This window comes from Saccharopolyspora kobensis (assembly GCF_900108315.1).
Classification (GTDB): domain Bacteria; phylum Actinomycetota; class Actinomycetes; order Mycobacteriales; family Pseudonocardiaceae; genus Saccharopolyspora; species Saccharopolyspora kobensis.
On record NZ_FNVB01000022.1, the window covers coordinates 1 to 16,326 of the forward strand.

Genomic DNA, 16,326 nt, shown 5'->3' on the forward strand with positions numbered 1-16,326 from the left:
TTCGTTTTTGTGCTGGGTATTGGTTATGTGGCGCGGCGTGCGGTGTCGACGAGTCTGGATTTTTTCTTGTCGGGTCGGGCGTTGCCTGCGTGGGTGACGGGGTTGGCGTTCATCTCGGCTAATCTGGGTGCGATCGAGATCATTGGTATGTCGGCCAATGGTGCGCAGTACGGGATGCCGACGATGCATTATTTCTGGGTTGGTGCGGTGCCTGCCATGCTGTTTTTGGGTGTGGTGATGATGCCGTTCTACTACGGGTCGAAGGTTCGTAGTGTTCCGGAGTTCATGTTGCGGCGTTTTGGTCGTGCGGCGCATTTGGTGAACGGTGTGTCGTTCGCGGTGGCGCAGGTGTTGATCGCGGGGGTGAATCTGTATTTGCTGGCCAGCATCGTGAATGCGTTGCTGGGGTGGCCGTTGTGGGTGTCGGTGTTGTGCGCGGCGGCGATCGTGTTGTCCTACACGGCGTTGGGCGGGTTGTCGGCGGCGATCTACAACGAGGTGTTGCAGTTCTTCGTGATCGTGGCGGCGTTGTTGCCGTTGACGATCGTGGGGTTGGTGAAGGTCGGTGGGGTGCGGGGTCTGGTGGAGAAGGTCTCGGCGGGTCCGGGTGGTGCTGAGCAGCTCTCGGCGTGGCCGGGCACGGAGCTGACCGGGTTCGCCGATCCGGTGTGGAGCGTGGTGGGGTTGGTGTTCGGGCTGGGGTTCGTGCTCTCGTTCGGGTACTGGACGACGAATTTCGTCGAGGTGCAGCGGGCGATGGCGTCCAAGAGCATGTCGGCGGCGCAGCGGACGCCGATCATCGGGGCGTTCCCGAAGATGTTCATCCCGTTCATCGTGATCATTCCGGGGATGATCGCGGCGGTGGTGATCCCGGAGCTGGGTGCCTACAAGCAGGCGGGGGCGCCGGAGGGTGCGGGGGTCAGCTACAACGATGCGATCCTGCTGCTGATGCGGGATCTGCTGCCGAACGGGATTCTGGGGATCGCGCTGGCGGGGTTGCTGGCGTCGTTCATGGCGGGGATGGCGGCGAACCTGTCGTCGTTCAACACGGTGTTCACCTACGACATCTGGCAGTCGTACGTGGTGCGGGACCGGGATGACCGGTATTACCTGAACATGGGCCGGTGGGTGACCGTCGGGGCGACGGTGGCGGCGGTCGGCACGGCGTTCATCGCTTCGGGTTATGCGAACCTGATGGATTATCTGCAGCAGTTGTTCTCGTTCTTCAACGCGCCGTTGTTCGCGACGTTCATCCTGGGGATGTTCTGGAAGCGGATGACTCCGCACGCCGGGTGGGCGGGCCTGGTGGTGGGCACGGTCTCGGCGGTGGTGGTCTTCGCGCTGGCCGAGACCGGGGTGCTGGACCTGCCGGGGCAGGGCGCGAGTTTCGTGGGTGCCGGGGTGGCGTTCGTGGTCGACATCGTCGTCAGCGTGGTGGTCAGCCTGGCGACCCGGCCCAAGCCGGAGGCCGAGCTGGCGGGGCTGGTGTATTCGCTGACGCCGCGGTCGGCGCGGCAGGCGGCCACCAGCGGTGAGGACGCCGGCTGGTACCGGCGGCCCGGACTGCTGGCCGGCATCGCCCTGATCCTGGTCATCGCCCTCAACATCGTCTTCGCCTGACCGAGGAAGCGACATGGTGAAAAACAAGCCCGCTGCGGGCGCTTTCGACATCCGAACGGTGATCGCGCTGCTGTTCGCCATCTACGGCGCCGTGCTGGTCGTCGTCGGTGCGACCGCCGGCGCGGAGGCGGTGGAGAAGTCCGCCGGGGTCAACATCAACCTGTGGGCGGGCGTCGGGATGCTCGTCTTCGCCGCGGCCTTCGTCGTCTGGGCCCGGCTGCGGCCCATCGCGGTCCCGGCCGACGAGACACCGGAGTCCTGACGCCGCGGAGGGGCACCCGCGACGGGTGCCCCTCCGCTCGGCTACTGGAGTTCCACGACCATGCCGCGCAGCTCGTAGCCGCCGATCGCCTCGTTCATGGAGACGCGCGGCGGCGTCCGCATCCCGACACCGGGCAGCGCGAACAGCTTGCTGAGGAACACGTCGGTCTCCAGGATCGCGACGTTCGAGCCCGGGCACTTGTGCGCGCCGTCCCCGAAGGACATCCCCGGGGCGGTGGCGTCGGTGAGCGGGCGCGCGGGGCACACCGCCAGCGGCTGCTCGCCGACCGCGCGCTGGTCGGTGTTGGTGGCGCTGACCTGGACGTCGATCACCTCACCGGCCGGGACGGTGACCGTCTCGCCGTCCTCGCCGGGCAGCTCGACGGGCGCGGTGGCGCGCCGCTTGAGGTGCCCGACCACCGGTTCCAGCCGCAGCAGTTCGTGCAGGATCGCGATCCGCTCGGGCTCCTCGGCGGCCTGGTAGCGCTCGCGCAGCGCGTCGTCGGTGAACAGGTGCCAGGCCGACAGGTTGATGAACTCCCGCGTGGTGATCATGCCCGCGGCGGCGAAGGTGATGCACTCGCCGAGGATCTCCGCCGCCGAGCAGCCCTCGTCGAGCAGGTGCGAGATCAGGTCGTCGCGCCGCTGCGCGCGCCGCGCGCGCACCGCCGGGCGCACGTCGTTGAGGAAGATGCTCGACCAGTTGCGGGCCTGCCGCCACACCCAGTACAGGCCGTTGATGCTGGTGAAGCCAGGTTCGCCGAACTCCTCCGGGAAGAACCGCTCCAGCCGCTGGGCCAGGCCGGGGCGGCTCTCGGTCAGCCCGATCACCGCGCACGCCACGTCGATGGACAGGGCGAAGCTCAGCTCCGACAGCTGCGCGTGGCCCTGGTGGCGCAGCTTGGCCAGCTGCTCGTCGGTGACCCGCTCCATGATGCCCCGGTAGGCCTCGTCGACCCGGCGCGGCGTGAAGTACTTGGCGGTCTGCCGCCGGTGCTCGCGGTGCTCGGGCCCGTCCCGGTAGAGCACCGGGCGGCGGATCTTGCCGGGCATCTTCTCGACGGTCTCCACGCCCAGACCGGCCTGGACGGTGTCGGTGCTGCGCAGCGCGGCGCGCGCGGCGGCGTGGCCGCGGACCAGCCAGACCCCGTCGGCGCCCCGGCTGACCGGGCAGCCGCCCAGTTCCTCGCCGCGATCGATCTTGCGTGCGTCCGTCGTGTCGGTCGACATCGGGACTGGTCCTTTCCGCAGCCGGAGCCTTCACAGCATGATCCACTTCTTGTAGCAGGCCCGGTGCGGCGAATGAAGCGGGGGTGGTGGTTTCGTAGCGGAATGTTCACCGTCGGTGGCGGATCGCCCGGACTTCGGGGCGTTCCGCGTGCCGCACGTCGCCCAATAGGATGACCCGGACGTCGGTTAGAGGAGTTGCGCACCGTGAAGTGGCAGTTCGGCCCGTACCGCGTGGAGGGTTTGATCGCGCGGGGCGGCATGGGAGAGATCCTGCGCGCCTACGACACCCGCCACGACCGAGTCGTCGCGCTCAAGCTGCTGGCCGCCAACCTCGCCACCGACGAGGAGTTCCGCGACCGGTTCAAGCAGGAGGCGCACGCGGCGGGCAGGCTGCGCGAACCGCACGTCATCCCGATCCACGCCTACGGCGAGATCGACGGTCGCCTCTACCTGGACATGCGGCTGGTGGAGGGCAGCGACGTCGGCTCGCTGCTGGCGGCCAACGGCCCCATGCGCCCGGCCGACGCGGTGGTCGTCCTGGAGCAGATCGCGCAGGCCCTGGACGCCGCGCACGCCGAAGGCCTGGTGCACCGCGACGTCAAGCCGTCCAACATCCTGGTCGGCGAGAACGGCTTCGCCTACCTGGTGGACTTCGGCATCGCCGCGTCGCTGCGGGCCTCGTCGAGCCTGACCTCCACCGGCTACACCGTGGGCACCCTCGCCTACATGGCCCCGGAGCGCTTCGACGACGGCCCGGTCGACCACCGGGCGGACGTGTACTCGCTGGCCTGCGTGCTCTACCAGTGCCTGACCGGCGGCAAGCCGTTCGAGGGCGAGACGGCCGCCTCGCTGATCAACGCGCACCTCAACCACCAGCCGCCGCTGCCCACGGCCGCCCGCGGTGACATCCCGCGCGAGTTCGACCACATCGTCGCGCGCGGCATGGCCAAGAACCCGGCCGACCGCTACGCCAGCGCCGGCGAGCTGGCCCGGGCCGCCCGCCAGGCGCTGACCAGCGTGACCGCGATGCCGGCCGCGTTCGTGATGCCGCCCGCGGCACCGCGCCGCCGGGCCCGCTGGCCGTACCTGGCAGCGGGAGCGGGGGCGCTGGCCGTGGTGGCGGGCGCGGTCGCCTTCGCCACCACGATGCGCACCGAACCCGGCCAGGCCGTCCCGATCGAGGTCCCGACTTCGCTGAGCGGGACGGGCGAGACGTCCGCGCCGCCGACCGGGGCCCCGTCGTCCGAACCGCCGGCCGAGCCGCCGCCGGTGGAGCAGCCGGTCTCCGAGGAGACCGAGCCGGGCGGTGATCCGGAGACCGAGCCGGCCGAGCCGAGGCAGACCAAGTGGTGCCAGACGATCAGCTACCAGGGGGAGACGCGCGGCAGCGGCTGCTTCGAGGCGATCGGTGACCACTTGTTCGCCCACGACACCAGCAAGGACGGCATGTGGATCAAGACGGTCGCCGAGACCGACTACGGCCGGGTGGTGGAGTGCAAGGACACCAATTCCCAGGGCGATCCGGTCGACTGCAACTTCGACCTGAGCGAGAAGGGCCGGGTGCGGTTCAAGGTCGAGCTCTGGGACGCCAAGGTCAAGCTCAGCGACACCGTCTGGTCCGACTACGTCCCGATCGGCCAGTAGAGCGTTCGGCGCCGAAATCGGCCGCGGCCTCTGGCCAAGCAAGCGCTCGGGAGGTTAGCTTACCAAGCACTTGCTTGGAGGTGGTCCCGTGCCCGGCAGCGAGCCGTTCACCATTCCCGCGGCGATCGGCGTTGCCGCACAGCGCTTCCCGGATTCGACCGCGGTGCTGGACGGGCCCGTCCGGCTCGACTTCGCGCAACTGCTGGAGCGGGTGCGGACGGTGGCTCGTGCGCTCATGGCCGAAGGCGTCCGGCCCGGCGACCGGGTCGCGCTGTGCTCGCCGAACACCCACCACTGGGTGCTGGCCGCGCTCGGGGCGCAGTACGCGGGCGCGACGCTGGTGCCGGTCAACACCCGGTTCACCGGCGCCGAGAGCCTCGACGTGATCCGCCGCTCGCAGGCCCGCGCGCTGGTGATCGCCGGGGAGTTCCTCGGCACCGACCGGCTGGCGCAGATCCGCGCCGCCAACGGCGGGCCGCTCGACCAGCTGCGCACCACCATCCGCATCCCGGTCGAAGGCGAGCTGGAACCGGTTCCGGGCACCCGCCGCTGGAGCGACCTCGACGAGCTGGCGACCGCGGTGCCGCCGGAGCGCGCCGATGAGGTGGCCGCCGCGGTCACGCCCGACGACGTCAGCGACATCCTGTTCACCTCGGGCACGACCGGGCGGAGCAAGGGCGCGATGAGCGCGCACCGCCAGGCGCTCGGCGTCGCGCGCGCCTGGGTCGAGCACGGCGCGCTGACCAGCGATGACCGCTACCTGGTGATCAACCCGTTCTTCCACAGCTTCGGTTACAAGGCCGGGATCCTGGCCTGCCTGCTCAGCGGCGCGGCGCTGCTGCCGCAGCCGACCTTCGACGTCGCCGAAGTGCTCCGGCGCGTCGAGGCCGACCGGATCACGGTGCTGCCCGGGCCGCCGACCATCTACCAGTCGATGCTCGACCACGCCGACCGCGGGAGCCGGGATCTGTCGAGCCTGCGGCTGGCGGTGACCGGCGCGGCCACCGTCCCGGTGGTCCTGGTGGAGCGGATGCAGCGCGAGCTGAGCTTCGACACCGTGCTCACCGCCTACGGGCTCACCGAGGCGGTCGTGGCGACGATGTGCCGGCCGGAGGACGACGACGAGACCGTGGCCCGCACCTGCGGACGCGCCGCGGCCGGCCTCGAAGTCCGGATCGCAGGCTCGGACGGCACCGCGAAACCCGCTGGTGAGGCGGGGGAGATCCAGGTGCGCGGGGACAACGTCATGCTGGGCTACCTCGACGACGAAGCGGCCACGGAGCAGGCGATCGGCCCCGGCGGCTGGCTGCGCACCGGTGACGTCGGAACGCTGGACGAGCGCGGCTACCTGACCATCACCGACCGGCTCAAGGACATGTACATCTGCGGCGGTTTCAACGTCTACCCGGCCGAGGTCGAGCAGGTGCTGGCCCGGCTGGACGGCGTGGTGGAGGTCGCCGTGGTGGGCGTGCCCGACGAACGCCTCGGCGAGGTCGGCAAGGCGTTCGTCGTCGGCAGCGCCGAGCTGTCCGCCGAGCAGGTACTGGCGCACTGCCGGGACCGCTTGGCCAACTACAAGCGGCCCCGGCAGGTCGAGTTCCGCACCGATCTGCCGCGCAACCCCTCCGGGAAGATCCTCAAACGCCTGCTGCGCGACCTGCGGTGAACCGCTACAACCGCGGGTCCACCGGCTCGGACTCCAGGGCCAGCACGGCGAAAACGCACTCGTGCACCCGCCACAGCGGTTCACCGCGCGCCAGCCGCTCCAGCCCTTCCAGGCCCAGGGCGTACTCGCGGCTGGCCAGCCCGCGCTTGCGGCCCAGACCCCGCTGCCGCAGCCGGTCGAGGTTGGCCCGCTCGGTGTAGTCGGGGCCGTAGATGATCCGCAGGTACTCCCGCCCGCGCACCTTCGTGCCCGGCTGCACGAGCCCGCGCTTGCCCCTGGTGAGGTTGCCCGCCGGTTTGACGACCATGCCCTCACCACCGGCCCCGGTCAGCTCTTCCCACCAGGCGGTGCCCGCGGCCGTGGAGGCCGGATCGGTGGTGTCCACCGCGAAGCGGCGGGTCGTGGCGAACAGCTCGGGGTCGGCCTGCACCAACCGGTCGGCCAGCGCGAGGTGCCAGCCGTGCTCGCGGTCGTGGTAGGTCCGGCCCTCGGTGGCCAGCAGCTGGAACGGCGCCAGCCGCACACCGCGCAAACCCTCCGTGGGCCAGCAGTAACGGCGGTAGGCCTCCCGGTACGCGCCGGCGTTGTCCGCCCGGGCGCTGGTCTTCGCCAGCAGAGCCGACACGTCGACACCTCGCTCGGTCGCCGCGGTCAGCGCGTCGAGCGCGGGCGGCAGCGCGGCTTCGGCAGCGGCCCCGACCGAGGCGTACTGCTCGGTGATCAGCGCACCGGCCTTGGCGCTCCACGGCATCAGCTCGGCGTCCAGCAGCAGCCAGTCGCTCTCCAGCTCATCCCACAACCCGGCCGAGGTCACCGCTGCGCGCACCTCGGTGAGCAGCTCCGACTCCTGCTCGGCGGCGAAGAACGGCCGCCCGGTCCGGGTGTGCACCACACCGGGCCCTTCGATGCCGAACCGCCCCGCCGAATCGTCCCGGCGCACCAGGACGACCGCGCGGGAACCCATGTGCTTCTCCTCGCACAGCACGTCCTGCACCCCGGCCGCGCGGTAGCCGGCGAACGCCTCCTCCGGGTGCTCCAGCACATCGGGCCGCTTCGAGGTGGCGACCGGCGACATCGTCGGCGGCAGGTACAGCAGCCACCGCGGGTCGATCGCGAACCGGCTCATCACCTCCAGCGCCGCGGCCGCGCGCTCGGGCTGGATCGCGATCCGGCCGTGGTGCCGGGTCTCCACGCTCCGCCGCCCGGCGACGTCGTCGAGGTCGAGCACACCCGGATCGCGCCGCGGCGCCGACGGCTCGGCGGAAGGCAGCAGCGGGCGCGTCGGCTCGTACCAGACGCGCTGCGCGGGCACCGACACCAGCTCGCGCTCCGGGTAGCGCAGCGCGGTCAGCTCGCCACCGAACACGCAGCCGGTGTCCAGGCACATGGTGCCGTTGATCCACTCCGCTTCGGGGGTCGGCGTGTGGCCGTAGAGCACCACGGCCCGGCCCCGGTACTCCTCGGCCCACGGATAGCGCACCGGCAGCCCGTACTCGTCGGTCTCCCCGGTGGTCTCGCCGTAGAGCGCGAAGCCGCGCACGGTGCCCGATGCCCGGCCGTGGTAGCGCTCGGGCAGCCCGGCGTGGGCGACCACGAGCTTGCCGCCGTCGAGCACGTAGTGCGCGACCAGCCCGCCGCAGAACTCCTCGACCTGCTTGCGGAACTCCGCCGGTTCGGCCGACAGCTGCGCCAAGGACTCGGCGAGCCCGTGCGCGATCTTGACGTTGCGCCCGCGCAGTGCGCGCGCCAGCTTGTCGTCGTGGTTGCCGCACACCACCAGCGCGGTGCCCGCCGCGGCCATGCCCATGACCAGGCGCAGCACCCCCGGCGTGTCCGGGCCGCGGTCGACCAGGTCGCCGACGAACACCGCGCGCCTGCCCTCCGGGTGGCGCGCGCCGATCGCCCGCTGCTCGGCGTCGCGCTCGACGACGTAGCCCAGCTCGCCGAGCAGCTCCTCCAGCTCGGCCCGGCAACCGTGCACGTCGCCGATCACGTCGAACGGCCCGGTCTCGGCGCGCTTGTCGTTGAGCAGCGGAACCACGTCGATGCCCGCGGCCTCGACCTCCTCGACGCTGCGCAGCACGTGCACCCGGCGGAAGCCCTCGCGCTGCAGCGATTTCAGCGAACCCCGCAGTTCGGCCCGGTGCTTGCGCACGACGCCCGGCCCGAAGTCGCGGTCGGAGCGTTCGGCGTTGCGCGCCAGGCACACCGACTCGGGCAGGTCGAGCACGATCGCCACCGGCAGCACGTGGTGCTTCCTGGCCAGCTCGACCAGCGCGGACCGCGCGCTGCGCTGCACGTTCGTCGCGTCGATCACCGTCATCCGGCCGGCCTCCAGCCGCTTGCCCGCGACGTAGTGCAGCGCGTCGAAGGCCGCGGCGCTGGCCGACTGGTCGGTCTCGTCATCGGCGACCAGACCGCGGAAGAAGTCGCTGGAGAGCACCTGGGTCGGCGCGAAGTGGGTGCGGGCGAAGGTCGACTTGCCCGAGCCGGAGGCGCCGATGAGCACCACCAGCGACATGTCCGGAATGGACAGTCTCATGCGGACACCTCCGCCCTGGTGAACACGGCCAGCTGCGTCGGCGCCCCGACCTGCGGATCCACCGGGCCGACCGGCAGGTGCTCGACGGTGCAGCCGTGCCGCTCGGCGACTCCGCCCGCCCACTCCTGGAACTGCGCCCTGGTCCACTCGAACCGGTGGTCGGGATGCCGGAACCGCCCGGCGGGCAGGTTTTCGAATCGCACGTTGTACTCCACGTTCGGGGTGGTCACCACGACGGTGCGCGGCCGGGCGGCGGCGAACACCGCGTGCTCCAGCGCGGCCAGCCTGCTCGGGTCGACGTGCTCGACGACCTCCATCAGCACCGCGGCGTCGTAACCGGCCAGCTCGGCATCGACGTAGGTCAGCGCGGACTGCCGCAGCACGAGCCGTTCGCGCTGGCGCTCGGACAACCGCTCGAAGCGCCGTTCCGCGAGCTCCAGGGCACGCGCCGAGACGTCCACGCCGACGATCTCGGTGAACGACGGTTCCTTCACCAGATCGCTCAGCAGCGCCCCGCCACCGCAACCCAGGTCCAGCACGCGGCGCGCACCGCTGGCCTTGAGCACGGAGAGCACACTGCGGCGCCGCTGCACGGCCAGCGGCACATCGGTCTCGGGGACCTCGGAGACGACAGGTTCGGCCAGGGCGTTGTCCAGCTCGCCTTCGGCGTCGCCGCTCTCGGCGAGCTGCGCCAACGCGGAGCGGACGTAGGACTTGCGGTGCGCGAGGTAGCGGTGGCTGATCAGCTCCCGCTCCGGGTGCTCGGCCAGCCAGCCGTCGCCGGCGCGCAACAGCTTGTCCACCTCGTCACCGGTGACCCAGTAGTGCTTGGCGTCGTCCAGCACCGGGATCAGCACGTACAGGTGCTTGAGAGCGTCGGAGAGCCGCAGGTTCCCGGACAGCCGCAGGTCGACGTAACGCGAATCGCCCGCATCCGGCAGCTGCGGATCCAGCGGGATCGGCGTGGCCTCGACCTGCCAGCCCAGCGGCTCGAACAGCCGGGCCGCCAGCGCTGTCCCGCCGCGGCAGGGCAGTGCTGGGACCCGGATCCGCAGCGGGATCTCGGTGGCGGCCAGCTCGGGCCGCGCGTCGCAGCGACCGTTCAGCGCCGTCCGGAACACCGAGCCCAGTGCCACCGCCAGCAGTGAACCGGCCGCGTAGGGCCGGTCGTTGACGTACTGGCCCAGCGCGAAGGAATCGTTGTGCTTGCCGCGCACCAGACCGACCGGATCGACGTCCAGCAGCAGCGCGGCCGTGCACTCCGCCGGTCCGGCGACCGGGTAGAAGACGTGCGCGGTCCCGCCGGCGACCGGGAACTCCTGCGCTCTGCCGGGATGTTTGTGCAGCAGGTGGCCCAGGTCGGTCGCGGGCTGGTGCGTGGTGCTGACGGTGACGAACACAGTCCGATTCTGACCGATCGGCTGGCGCGGGCGAAGCGGTTTTCGCGAGATCGGATCGGTTCAGTCCTATGAGGACGATCAGTCGGCGAGCCCGGACTGGTAGGCGAACACGACGAGCTGCGCCCGGTCCCGCGCGCCGAGCTTGACCATCGCGCGGCTCACGTGCGTGCGCGCGGTGGCCGGGCTGACCACCAGCCGCTCGGCGATCTCCTCGTTGTTGAGCCCCTCGGCGACCAGTCCGAGCACTTCCCGCTCGCGCTCGGTCAGCGTGTGCAGCTGGGGGTGCGGGCGGCGGGCGCGCGGCTGCATCGAGACGAACTCGCGGACCAGCTGGCGCGTCGCCGACGGCGCGAGCAGCGCATCACCCGCGGCGACCAGCCGGATCGCGCGCAGCAGGTCGACCGGCTTGGTGTCCTTGAGCAGGAAACCGCTGGCCCCGGCGCGCAGCGCGCTGAAGACGTACTCGTCGATCTCGAAGGTGGTCAGCACGATCACCCTGGTCGCGGCGAGCTCGGGATCGGCGGTGATGCGCCGGGTGGCTTCGAGACCGTCGACCCCGGCCATCCGCACGTCCATCAGGACCACGTCCGGCCGGTGCTCGCGCGCCGCGGCCACCGCGGCCAGCCCGTCGGCGGCCTCCCCGGCGCAGATCAGGTCGTCCTCGCTGTCGATCAGCGTGCGCAGCCCGATGCGCACCAGGTCCTGGTCGTCGACGATCAGCACGGAGATCATCCGGTTCCTCCGGTGGGCAGGCGGGCGTGGACGGTGAACCTGCGGTCCGCGGTGGGACCGGCGGTGAACTCACCGCCCAGCGATGCGACCCGCTGCCGCATGCCGGGCAGCCCGAGTCCACCACCACCGCCGCCGGGACCGGAAAGCGGGTTGGTGATGGTGAGGACCACGGCGTCCTCGGCGTACTCGACGGACACCTCGGCGCGCTTGTCGCTGGTGTGGCGCAGCACGTTGGTCAGCGATTCCTGCAGGATCCGGTAGCCGGTCAGGTCGACCACCGGTGGCAGCTGCCGGGGCTGTCCGGCGGTGCTCAGCTCGACGGCCAGTCCGGCTTCGCGCATGCGCTGCAGCAGGTCATCCAGCCGTGCCAGGCCCGGCGTCCGCACGTCGGAGCGGCGCACCACCGCCAGCGTCGCGCGCAGCTCGTCGAGCGCGTCGCTGCTGGTCCGGCTGATCGCCTCCAGCGCCACCTCGGCCTGCTCCGGCTTCTTCGCCAGCACGTGCAGCGCGACATCGGCCTGCATCTTGATCGCCGCCAGCCCGTGACCGACGACGTCGTGCACCTCTTGCGCGATGCGCAGCCGCTCGTCGTCGACGCGCTGGCGCAGCTGCTCGGCCCGGTTCCGCTCCGCCGCCTCGCGCTGCACGCGCAGGACGCTGCCGATGGCGAACGGCACGGCCACCCACGCCGAACCGGGGATCGCGCCGAGCAGGCTCGGCAGCCCGGAGCCGGTGGTGAGGACGTGCACCAGCAGCACCGCGAGCACGCCCACCGCGACCGGCGCGGAGGTCGACGGCGGCCGGTGCCGGGCCAGCGAGTAGACCGCCACGACCAGCGACAGCATGATCGGGCCGTAGGTGTAGCCCAGCACCAGGTACGTGGAGGTCAGCAGCGCGACCGCGCCGGCGGTGAACACGGGCTGCCTGCGGCGCAGCACCAGGCTCAGGCCCGCCGCGGCCACCACGGCGAGCCCGAGGGCGTCCAGCGGCCGGATCGCGGTGTCCGACCACCGGTCGGCGATGGTGGTGCCCACCAGCCCGACCAGCGTGATCGCCACGGCGAGTGCCGCGTCCGCGCTCCACGATCGCAATGCCCGCATGCGGTGGATTCTCGCCGACCCGGCCTCGCGGGGAGTCGGCCCGGAAGCGCACATCCGCGTACTCCCCTCGACGTAGCCGCCGGTCCGCGACCAAGGTACCGCTGTCCGATGTGGACCTCAGTGGTACGGGAACTCCGGTCGGCGGCGCCCGAGGAAGGCGGCGATCCCCTCGGCGCTCTCACCCGCTTCGGCCGACCGCTGCTGCCACTGCCCGGCCCGCTCGCCGAGCGGCAGACCGCGCTGGGCGAGGTCGACGAGCTCCTTCGACGCGCGGACCGTGAGCTGGGATCGGGAGGCGATGGTCGCCGCCAGTTCGTCCACCCGAGCCCGGGGGTCGTCGACGACCTCGTCCACCAAGCGCATCCGCAGCGCGTGCGCGGCGTCGAAGAAGTCCGCCGAGAACAGCAGCAGCTTCGCCGCCGACGGTCCGACGAGCTCGGTGAGGCGGGCGATGCTCGACGGCGGGTAGACGATGCCGAGCTTGGCCGGGGTGATGCCGAAGGTCGCCGACGTCGCCGAGACGCGGATGTCGCAGGCCGCGGCGAGCTGGCAGCCACCACCGATGCACAGCCCGTTGACCAGCGCGATGGTGGGCAGCGGGCAGTCGACCAGGGCGCGCTCGGCGGCCACCGTCGGGTTCTCCGCCGCGCCCTCGATGGCCTGCAGCTCCGAGATGTCGGCCCCGGCGCAGAACGCGCCGCCGGCCCCGGTCAGCACCACGACGCGCGCCGCCGGATCGTCGGCGACCGCGCCCAGCAACTCCGGGACCTGCCGCCACATGCTCGCCGTCATGGCGTTGCGGCGGTCCGGGTTGTCGATCGTGATCCACGCGGTGTGCCCGGCGACGTCCAGGTCCAGCCTGCCCTTGGCGTTGCTCATCGAGTAGTCGCTCCGTTGCTCGTGGGCACGCCGGTGCCGCCGTGCCGGATGAGGTCCGGCGCTCATCCTCGCCGAAGCACCCGGTCCTGATCGAGGTGATGTGCTCGACCCGACGCCGCTCACCGGATTCGTGCCGGACGACCGTCCGGTGGTCACCGAGCGCAGTGTGTCCGTCGCGCTCGGTGCGGTATCGGGCCTGATCCGGGCGTATTCAGCCACCCGATCGTGCAAACCCGGCCAGGAGTGGCGAGGATCAGGGGTGAGCCGATGCGGAAGGACAGGAGCGGACATGGACGAGGTGACCAACCGTCGCCTGGCGGAGGTGCGTTCGTTGGCCGAGGAACTCGACCCCGGGGACATCGAGGCCGAGATCGGCCGCGCGCGCATCGAGGCGTACCAGGCGGGCATGCGGTTCGCCGCCGACTACGTGGAGCACGGACCGGCTCGCTCGGAACGTCCCGACATCCCGCTCCCGCGCGTGTGAGCAGCTCAGGCTCCCGCGCCGCGCAGGGCGCTCCGCGCGGCGCGGGAGACCCGCAACCCGCTCTCGATCGCCCCGTCGATGAAACCCGCCCAGCCGGTGGCGACGTCCGAACCGGCGAAGCGGACCGCGCCGTGCGGTTCCTGCAGGGCGGCCAGGTACGCGGTCAGCTGGCCGGGCCGCTGCATCGGCCAGGTCTCGCGGGCGAACGCATCGGACATCCAGTCGTGACCGGCCACGTCGAGCACTTCCAGGTCCTCGCGCCAGGCGCGCAGCGCGCGGGTCACGCCCTCGACGTCGTCGGGGGCCAGATCGGCGGCGCGGGTGCCGAAGGCGACCAGCAGGGTGTCGCCGTCCACTGTGCACTCGGTGTGCACGAAGGTCAGGTCGTGGTCGTCGGGCGCGTAGCCGGTGAACGGCGGGACCTCGCCGCGCACCCGGATCCAGGTCTTCAGCCCCTGCGAGGCGGTGCGCTCGGCGTTGGCGGCCAGCTTGGCGGCCGGTAGCGCGGGCTGGAAGTCGATGGTGTCCAGCACGTTGAGCGGCAGCGTGCAGATCACCTGCCGGGCGGCGAACCGCGAGCCGTCGGCCGTCGTGACGGTCGCGCCGCCGCCGGTGTCCTGGGCGACGCTCGTGACCACCGAGCCGAGCCGGAGCTCGGCGTCGCTGTCGGCGGCGATCGCTCCGGCCAGCGCCGCGGTGCCCTCGGTGAGCCGGTGGCCCGAGGTGGCCTGGTGCAGCAGCTGCCAGTTCCCGGAGGCGACCGCGCACCAGCGCATGGCCTGGGCGAGGCCGGAGACCGCTGCCGGGCCGTTGAAGTGCTCGGCCCACACGCCGGTGGTCACCTCGCGCTCGGCCGGGGTGAGATCGAGGCCCGATAAGTAGTCGGCGACCGAGAGGTGGTCGATCCAGTCCAGGTCGGCCCGGTGCAGCGGCTCGTGGGGGAGCGGGAACCAGGTGCGGCTGTCGGCGGCCAGCCGGTCCATGGCGGGGGCGATCAGGGCGTTGAACTCCGCCGGGCTGCCCTCGTGGGCGTTGCCGCCTGCGATCCAGTGGACGGTCTGCGCGACCGGGCTCGCCTCGACGCGCAGGCCGTAGCGGGTGATCTCGCTCCAGACGTGCGGTTGCAGCCAGTGCACCCAGGTGCCGCCCATCTCCAGGCGGCGTCCGAGGCGCTCATCGGTCCAGGTCCGCCCGCCGATGCGGTCCCGCGCTTCGAGCACCACCACCGCGTGCCCGCGCAGGGCCAGCTCGCGGGCCGCGACGAGCCCGGCGAATCCGGCACCGATGACGACGACGTCGTAGGAGTCCATGCGCAGCTCCCCGCATTCGGATGGGTCCCAGCGCATTGTGTCGGTCATCGGCGGCCGCCGTATCCGCCGATCGAGCGGTTGCTGGTGTCCTATGTGGACTGGTTGGCGCCTGCCGGGTGCGGAGCGGTACAATTCCCGTCCCCGCGGATGGGGTGCGGGGTTCGTGGTGATAGGTGGGAACTGGTTGATGGTTACGGGCAAGGTCGTTCGGTTCGACGAGGTCCGCGGTTACGGGTTCGTGGCCCCCGAGGTGGGCGGTGAGGACGTGTTCATCCACGTCAACGACCTGACCTTCGACAAGCGGCTGGTCGCGCCGGGCGCGGTCGTGGAGTTCGACCTGGAGGAGAGCGACCGCGGCCCGAAGGCGTCGAACGTGCGCATGGTGCGGCAGGGCGCGGCCGAGCCCGGCGCCCAGCTGCCCGAGGAGGAGCTCTTCGACGTGCTCTCGGCCAAGGAGTTCCACGAGCTGATCACCGAGTCGCTGCTGAGCGCTTCGCCGACGATCACCGCCGAGCAGATCCTGCAGGTGCGCCAGAAGCTCACCCAGGTGGCCGTCCGGCACGGCTGGGTGGAGGCCTGACCGGCACCCGCGCGCCGGGCGCAGGTGCCGGGGCGTTCAGTCCTCGTCCGGCTTCGCGTGGTCCGGCACGCCCGGGTGCGGGTCGCGGGACAGGTCGATCAGCGGGTGCACGCCGGCGCCTTCCTGCGCGGCGTGGCGGTGCCTGCCCGACTCGGCGTCGCCGGTCGTCGGGCGCTCGGATTCGGTGCTCAAGGTGCTTCCTCCGTGGACCGGTCTTGCGCGTCGCCGGTCGGCGATCGCTGGTCGAGCTCAGCATGCCAACCGCGTTCCGCGCTCGCCGGTAGCGCCGGTCGAGACTCGCGTCACACCCCGAGCCCCGGCGGCCTCCCGGTGGGGAATACCTTTCCCGGGTGCGAGGACCGCGTGTTTGATCACCCTACCCCCCTAGGGTATAAAGGGGGTGGAAGCGCCCCGTGCGGCGCGCAGCAGCGTGGAGAGGTGGATGCAGATGAGCGAGGCGACCTACACCGTGACCGGGATGACCTGCGAGCACTGCGTGCTCTCGGTGACCGAGGAGGTCGGTGAGATCGCCGGTGTGACCGGTGTCCGGGTCGACCTGCCGACCGGTGCGGTCACCGTCACCAGCGACCAGGAGATCGACGTCGACCAGGTGCGCGCCGCCGTCGAAGAGGCCGGTTACCAGCTGGCCTACTGATCCTCGACCGCCGCTCGTGAGGAAGTGACTCCGGGATGACCGACGTGCACGACACCAGCCCCGTCGCCGGGCAGCAGCTCGAACTGGCGATCTCCGGGATGACCTGCGCTTCGTGCGCGGCGCGGATCGAGCGGAAGCTGAACAAGCTCGACGGTGTCGTGGCGACGGTGAACTACGCGACCGAGAAGGCCCGCGTGAGCGTCCCGGACGGCCTCGACCCGCA

16 protein-coding genes are annotated in these 16,326 nt (G+C 71.4%); 8 read left to right on the plus strand and 8 right to left on the minus strand.

Features of this window, described 5'->3' with window-relative positions; all coding sequences use genetic code 11:
• On the plus strand, positions 1-1,620 hold a 1,620-nt coding region (locus tag C4T78_RS35710), incomplete at its 5' end, for a sodium:solute symporter family protein (protein WP_103908119.1).
• Between the two features lie 13 nt (positions 1,621-1,633).
• Positions 1,634-1,882 carry a hypothetical protein gene (locus C4T78_RS35715; protein WP_093359012.1) on the plus strand — a complete coding sequence of 83 codons (249 nt, stop codon included), beginning with the start codon at positions 1,634-1,636 and terminating at the stop codon, positions 1,880-1,882.
• A gap of 41 nt (positions 1,883-1,923) precedes the next feature.
• Here C4T78_RS35715 and C4T78_RS35720 read toward each other — a convergent pair whose 3' ends face one another.
• Entirely contained in the window at positions 1,924-3,111 is a 1,188-nt protein-coding gene (locus C4T78_RS35720; RefSeq protein ID WP_093359014.1) for a cytochrome P450, read from the minus strand.
• Between the two features lie 204 nt (positions 3,112-3,315).
• On the opposite strand from C4T78_RS35720, the gene C4T78_RS35725 reads away from it, so the two are divergent.
• Entirely contained in the window at positions 3,316-4,755 is a 1,440-nt protein-coding gene (locus C4T78_RS35725; RefSeq protein ID WP_093359034.1) for a serine/threonine-protein kinase, read from the plus strand.
• A gap of 88 nt (positions 4,756-4,843) precedes the next feature.
• The gene (locus C4T78_RS35730) at positions 4,844-6,421 is read left to right on the plus strand and encodes a FadD3 family acyl-CoA ligase (RefSeq protein WP_093359016.1); all 1,578 of its coding nucleotides are present in this window, start codon (positions 4,844-4,846) and stop codon (positions 6,419-6,421) included.
• Positions 6,422-6,425: 4 nt separating this feature from the next.
• On the opposite strand, the gene C4T78_RS35735 is transcribed toward C4T78_RS35730, so the two are convergent.
• From C4T78_RS35735 to C4T78_RS35755, 5 genes are all read right to left on the minus strand, one after another.
• Positions 6,426-8,963 carry a polynucleotide kinase-phosphatase gene (locus C4T78_RS35735; RefSeq protein ID WP_093359018.1) on the minus strand — a complete coding sequence of 846 codons (2,538 nt, stop codon included), beginning with the start codon at positions 8,961-8,963 and terminating at the stop codon, positions 6,426-6,428.
• Positions 8,960-10,363, minus strand: a complete 1,404-nt coding sequence (locus tag C4T78_RS35740; RefSeq protein ID WP_093359020.1) for a 3' terminal RNA ribose 2'-O-methyltransferase Hen1 — start codon at positions 10,361-10,363, stop codon at positions 8,960-8,962. Before C4T78_RS35740 ends, C4T78_RS35735 begins: the two co-directional genes overlap by 4 nt.
• A gap of 78 nt (positions 10,364-10,441) precedes the next feature.
• Complete coding sequence (locus tag C4T78_RS35745) at positions 10,442-11,095, minus strand: response regulator (RefSeq protein ID WP_093161073.1); 654 nt, start codon at positions 11,093-11,095, stop codon at positions 10,442-10,444.
• The gene (locus tag C4T78_RS35750; RefSeq protein WP_093359022.1) at positions 11,092-12,195 is read right to left on the minus strand and encodes a sensor histidine kinase; all 1,104 of its coding nucleotides are present in this window, start codon (positions 12,193-12,195) and stop codon (positions 11,092-11,094) included. Before C4T78_RS35750 ends, C4T78_RS35745 begins: the two co-directional genes overlap by 4 nt.
• Positions 12,196-12,312: 117 nt before the next feature.
• Positions 12,313-13,074: an enoyl-CoA hydratase/isomerase family protein gene (locus C4T78_RS35755; RefSeq protein ID WP_093359024.1), complete on the minus strand. Its 762-nt coding sequence runs from the start codon at positions 13,072-13,074 to the stop codon at positions 12,313-12,315.
• A gap of 289 nt (positions 13,075-13,363) precedes the next feature.
• Here C4T78_RS35755 and C4T78_RS35760 point away from each other — a divergent pair, with 289 nt between their 5' ends.
• A complete protein-coding gene (locus tag C4T78_RS35760) occupies positions 13,364-13,558 on the plus strand; it encodes a hypothetical protein (protein WP_093359026.1) in 195 nt (64 codons plus the stop codon).
• Between the two features lie 5 nt (positions 13,559-13,563).
• Here the strand turns inward: C4T78_RS35760 and C4T78_RS35765 are convergent, their stop codons facing one another.
• Positions 13,564-14,868: a flavin monoamine oxidase family protein gene (locus C4T78_RS35765; protein WP_235863924.1), complete on the minus strand. Its 1,305-nt coding sequence runs from the start codon at positions 14,866-14,868 to the stop codon at positions 13,564-13,566.
• A 187-nt stretch (positions 14,869-15,055) separates the two neighbouring features.
• Between C4T78_RS35765 and C4T78_RS35770 the strand changes: the two genes are divergently transcribed.
• Positions 15,056-15,448, plus strand: a complete 393-nt coding sequence (locus tag C4T78_RS35770) for a cold-shock protein (protein WP_093359030.1) — start codon at positions 15,056-15,058, stop codon at positions 15,446-15,448.
• 36 nt (positions 15,449-15,484) lie between these two features.
• On the opposite strand, the gene C4T78_RS36730 is transcribed toward C4T78_RS35770, so the two are convergent.
• Positions 15,485-15,640: a hypothetical protein gene (locus tag C4T78_RS36730; RefSeq protein WP_093161061.1), complete on the minus strand. Its 156-nt coding sequence runs from the start codon at positions 15,638-15,640 to the stop codon at positions 15,485-15,487.
• Between the two features lie 256 nt (positions 15,641-15,896).
• Here C4T78_RS36730 and C4T78_RS35775 point away from each other — a divergent pair, with 256 nt between their 5' ends.
• Both C4T78_RS35775 and C4T78_RS35780 read left to right on the plus strand, forming a co-directional pair.
• On the plus strand, positions 15,897-16,103 hold the full coding sequence (locus tag C4T78_RS35775; protein WP_093359038.1) for a heavy-metal-associated domain-containing protein: 207 nt from the start codon (positions 15,897-15,899) through the stop codon (positions 16,101-16,103).
• 35 nt (positions 16,104-16,138) lie between these two features.
• The coding region (locus tag C4T78_RS35780) for a cation transporter (protein WP_181138269.1) at positions 16,139-16,326 on the plus strand (188 nt) is incomplete at its 3' end.

Bases quoted from the DNA above. Each gene is read 5' to 3' on its own strand.
- C4T78_RS35775 (WP_093359038.1), top strand. From the start codon at position 15,897: ATGAGCGAGGCGACCTACACCGTGACCGGGATGACCTGCGAGCACTGC.
- C4T78_RS35770 (WP_093359030.1), top strand. From the start codon at position 15,056: ATGGTTACGGGCAAGGTCGTTCGGTTCGACGAGGTCCGCGGTTACGGG.
- C4T78_RS35715 (WP_093359012.1), top strand. From the start codon at position 1,634: ATGGTGAAAAACAAGCCCGCTGCGGGCGCTTTCGACATCCGAACGGTG.
- C4T78_RS35765 (WP_235863924.1), bottom strand. From the start codon at position 14,868: ATGGACTCCTACGACGTCGTCGTCATCGGTGCCGGATTCGCCGGGCTC.
- C4T78_RS35720 (WP_093359014.1), bottom strand. From the start codon at position 3,111: ATGTCGACCGACACGACGGACGCACGCAAGATCGATCGCGGCGAGGAA.
- C4T78_RS35745 (WP_093161073.1), bottom strand. From the start codon at position 11,095: ATGATCTCCGTGCTGATCGTCGACGACCAGGACCTGGTGCGCATCGGG.
- C4T78_RS35750 (WP_093359022.1), bottom strand. From the start codon at position 12,195: ATGCGGGCATTGCGATCGTGGAGCGCGGACGCGGCACTCGCCGTGGCG.
- C4T78_RS35735 (WP_093359018.1), bottom strand. From the start codon at position 8,963: ATGAGACTGTCCATTCCGGACATGTCGCTGGTGGTGCTCATCGGCGCC.
- C4T78_RS35760 (WP_093359026.1), top strand. From the start codon at position 13,364: ATGGACGAGGTGACCAACCGTCGCCTGGCGGAGGTGCGTTCGTTGGCC.
- C4T78_RS35755 (WP_093359024.1), bottom strand. From the start codon at position 13,074: ATGAGCAACGCCAAGGGCAGGCTGGACCTGGACGTCGCCGGGCACACC.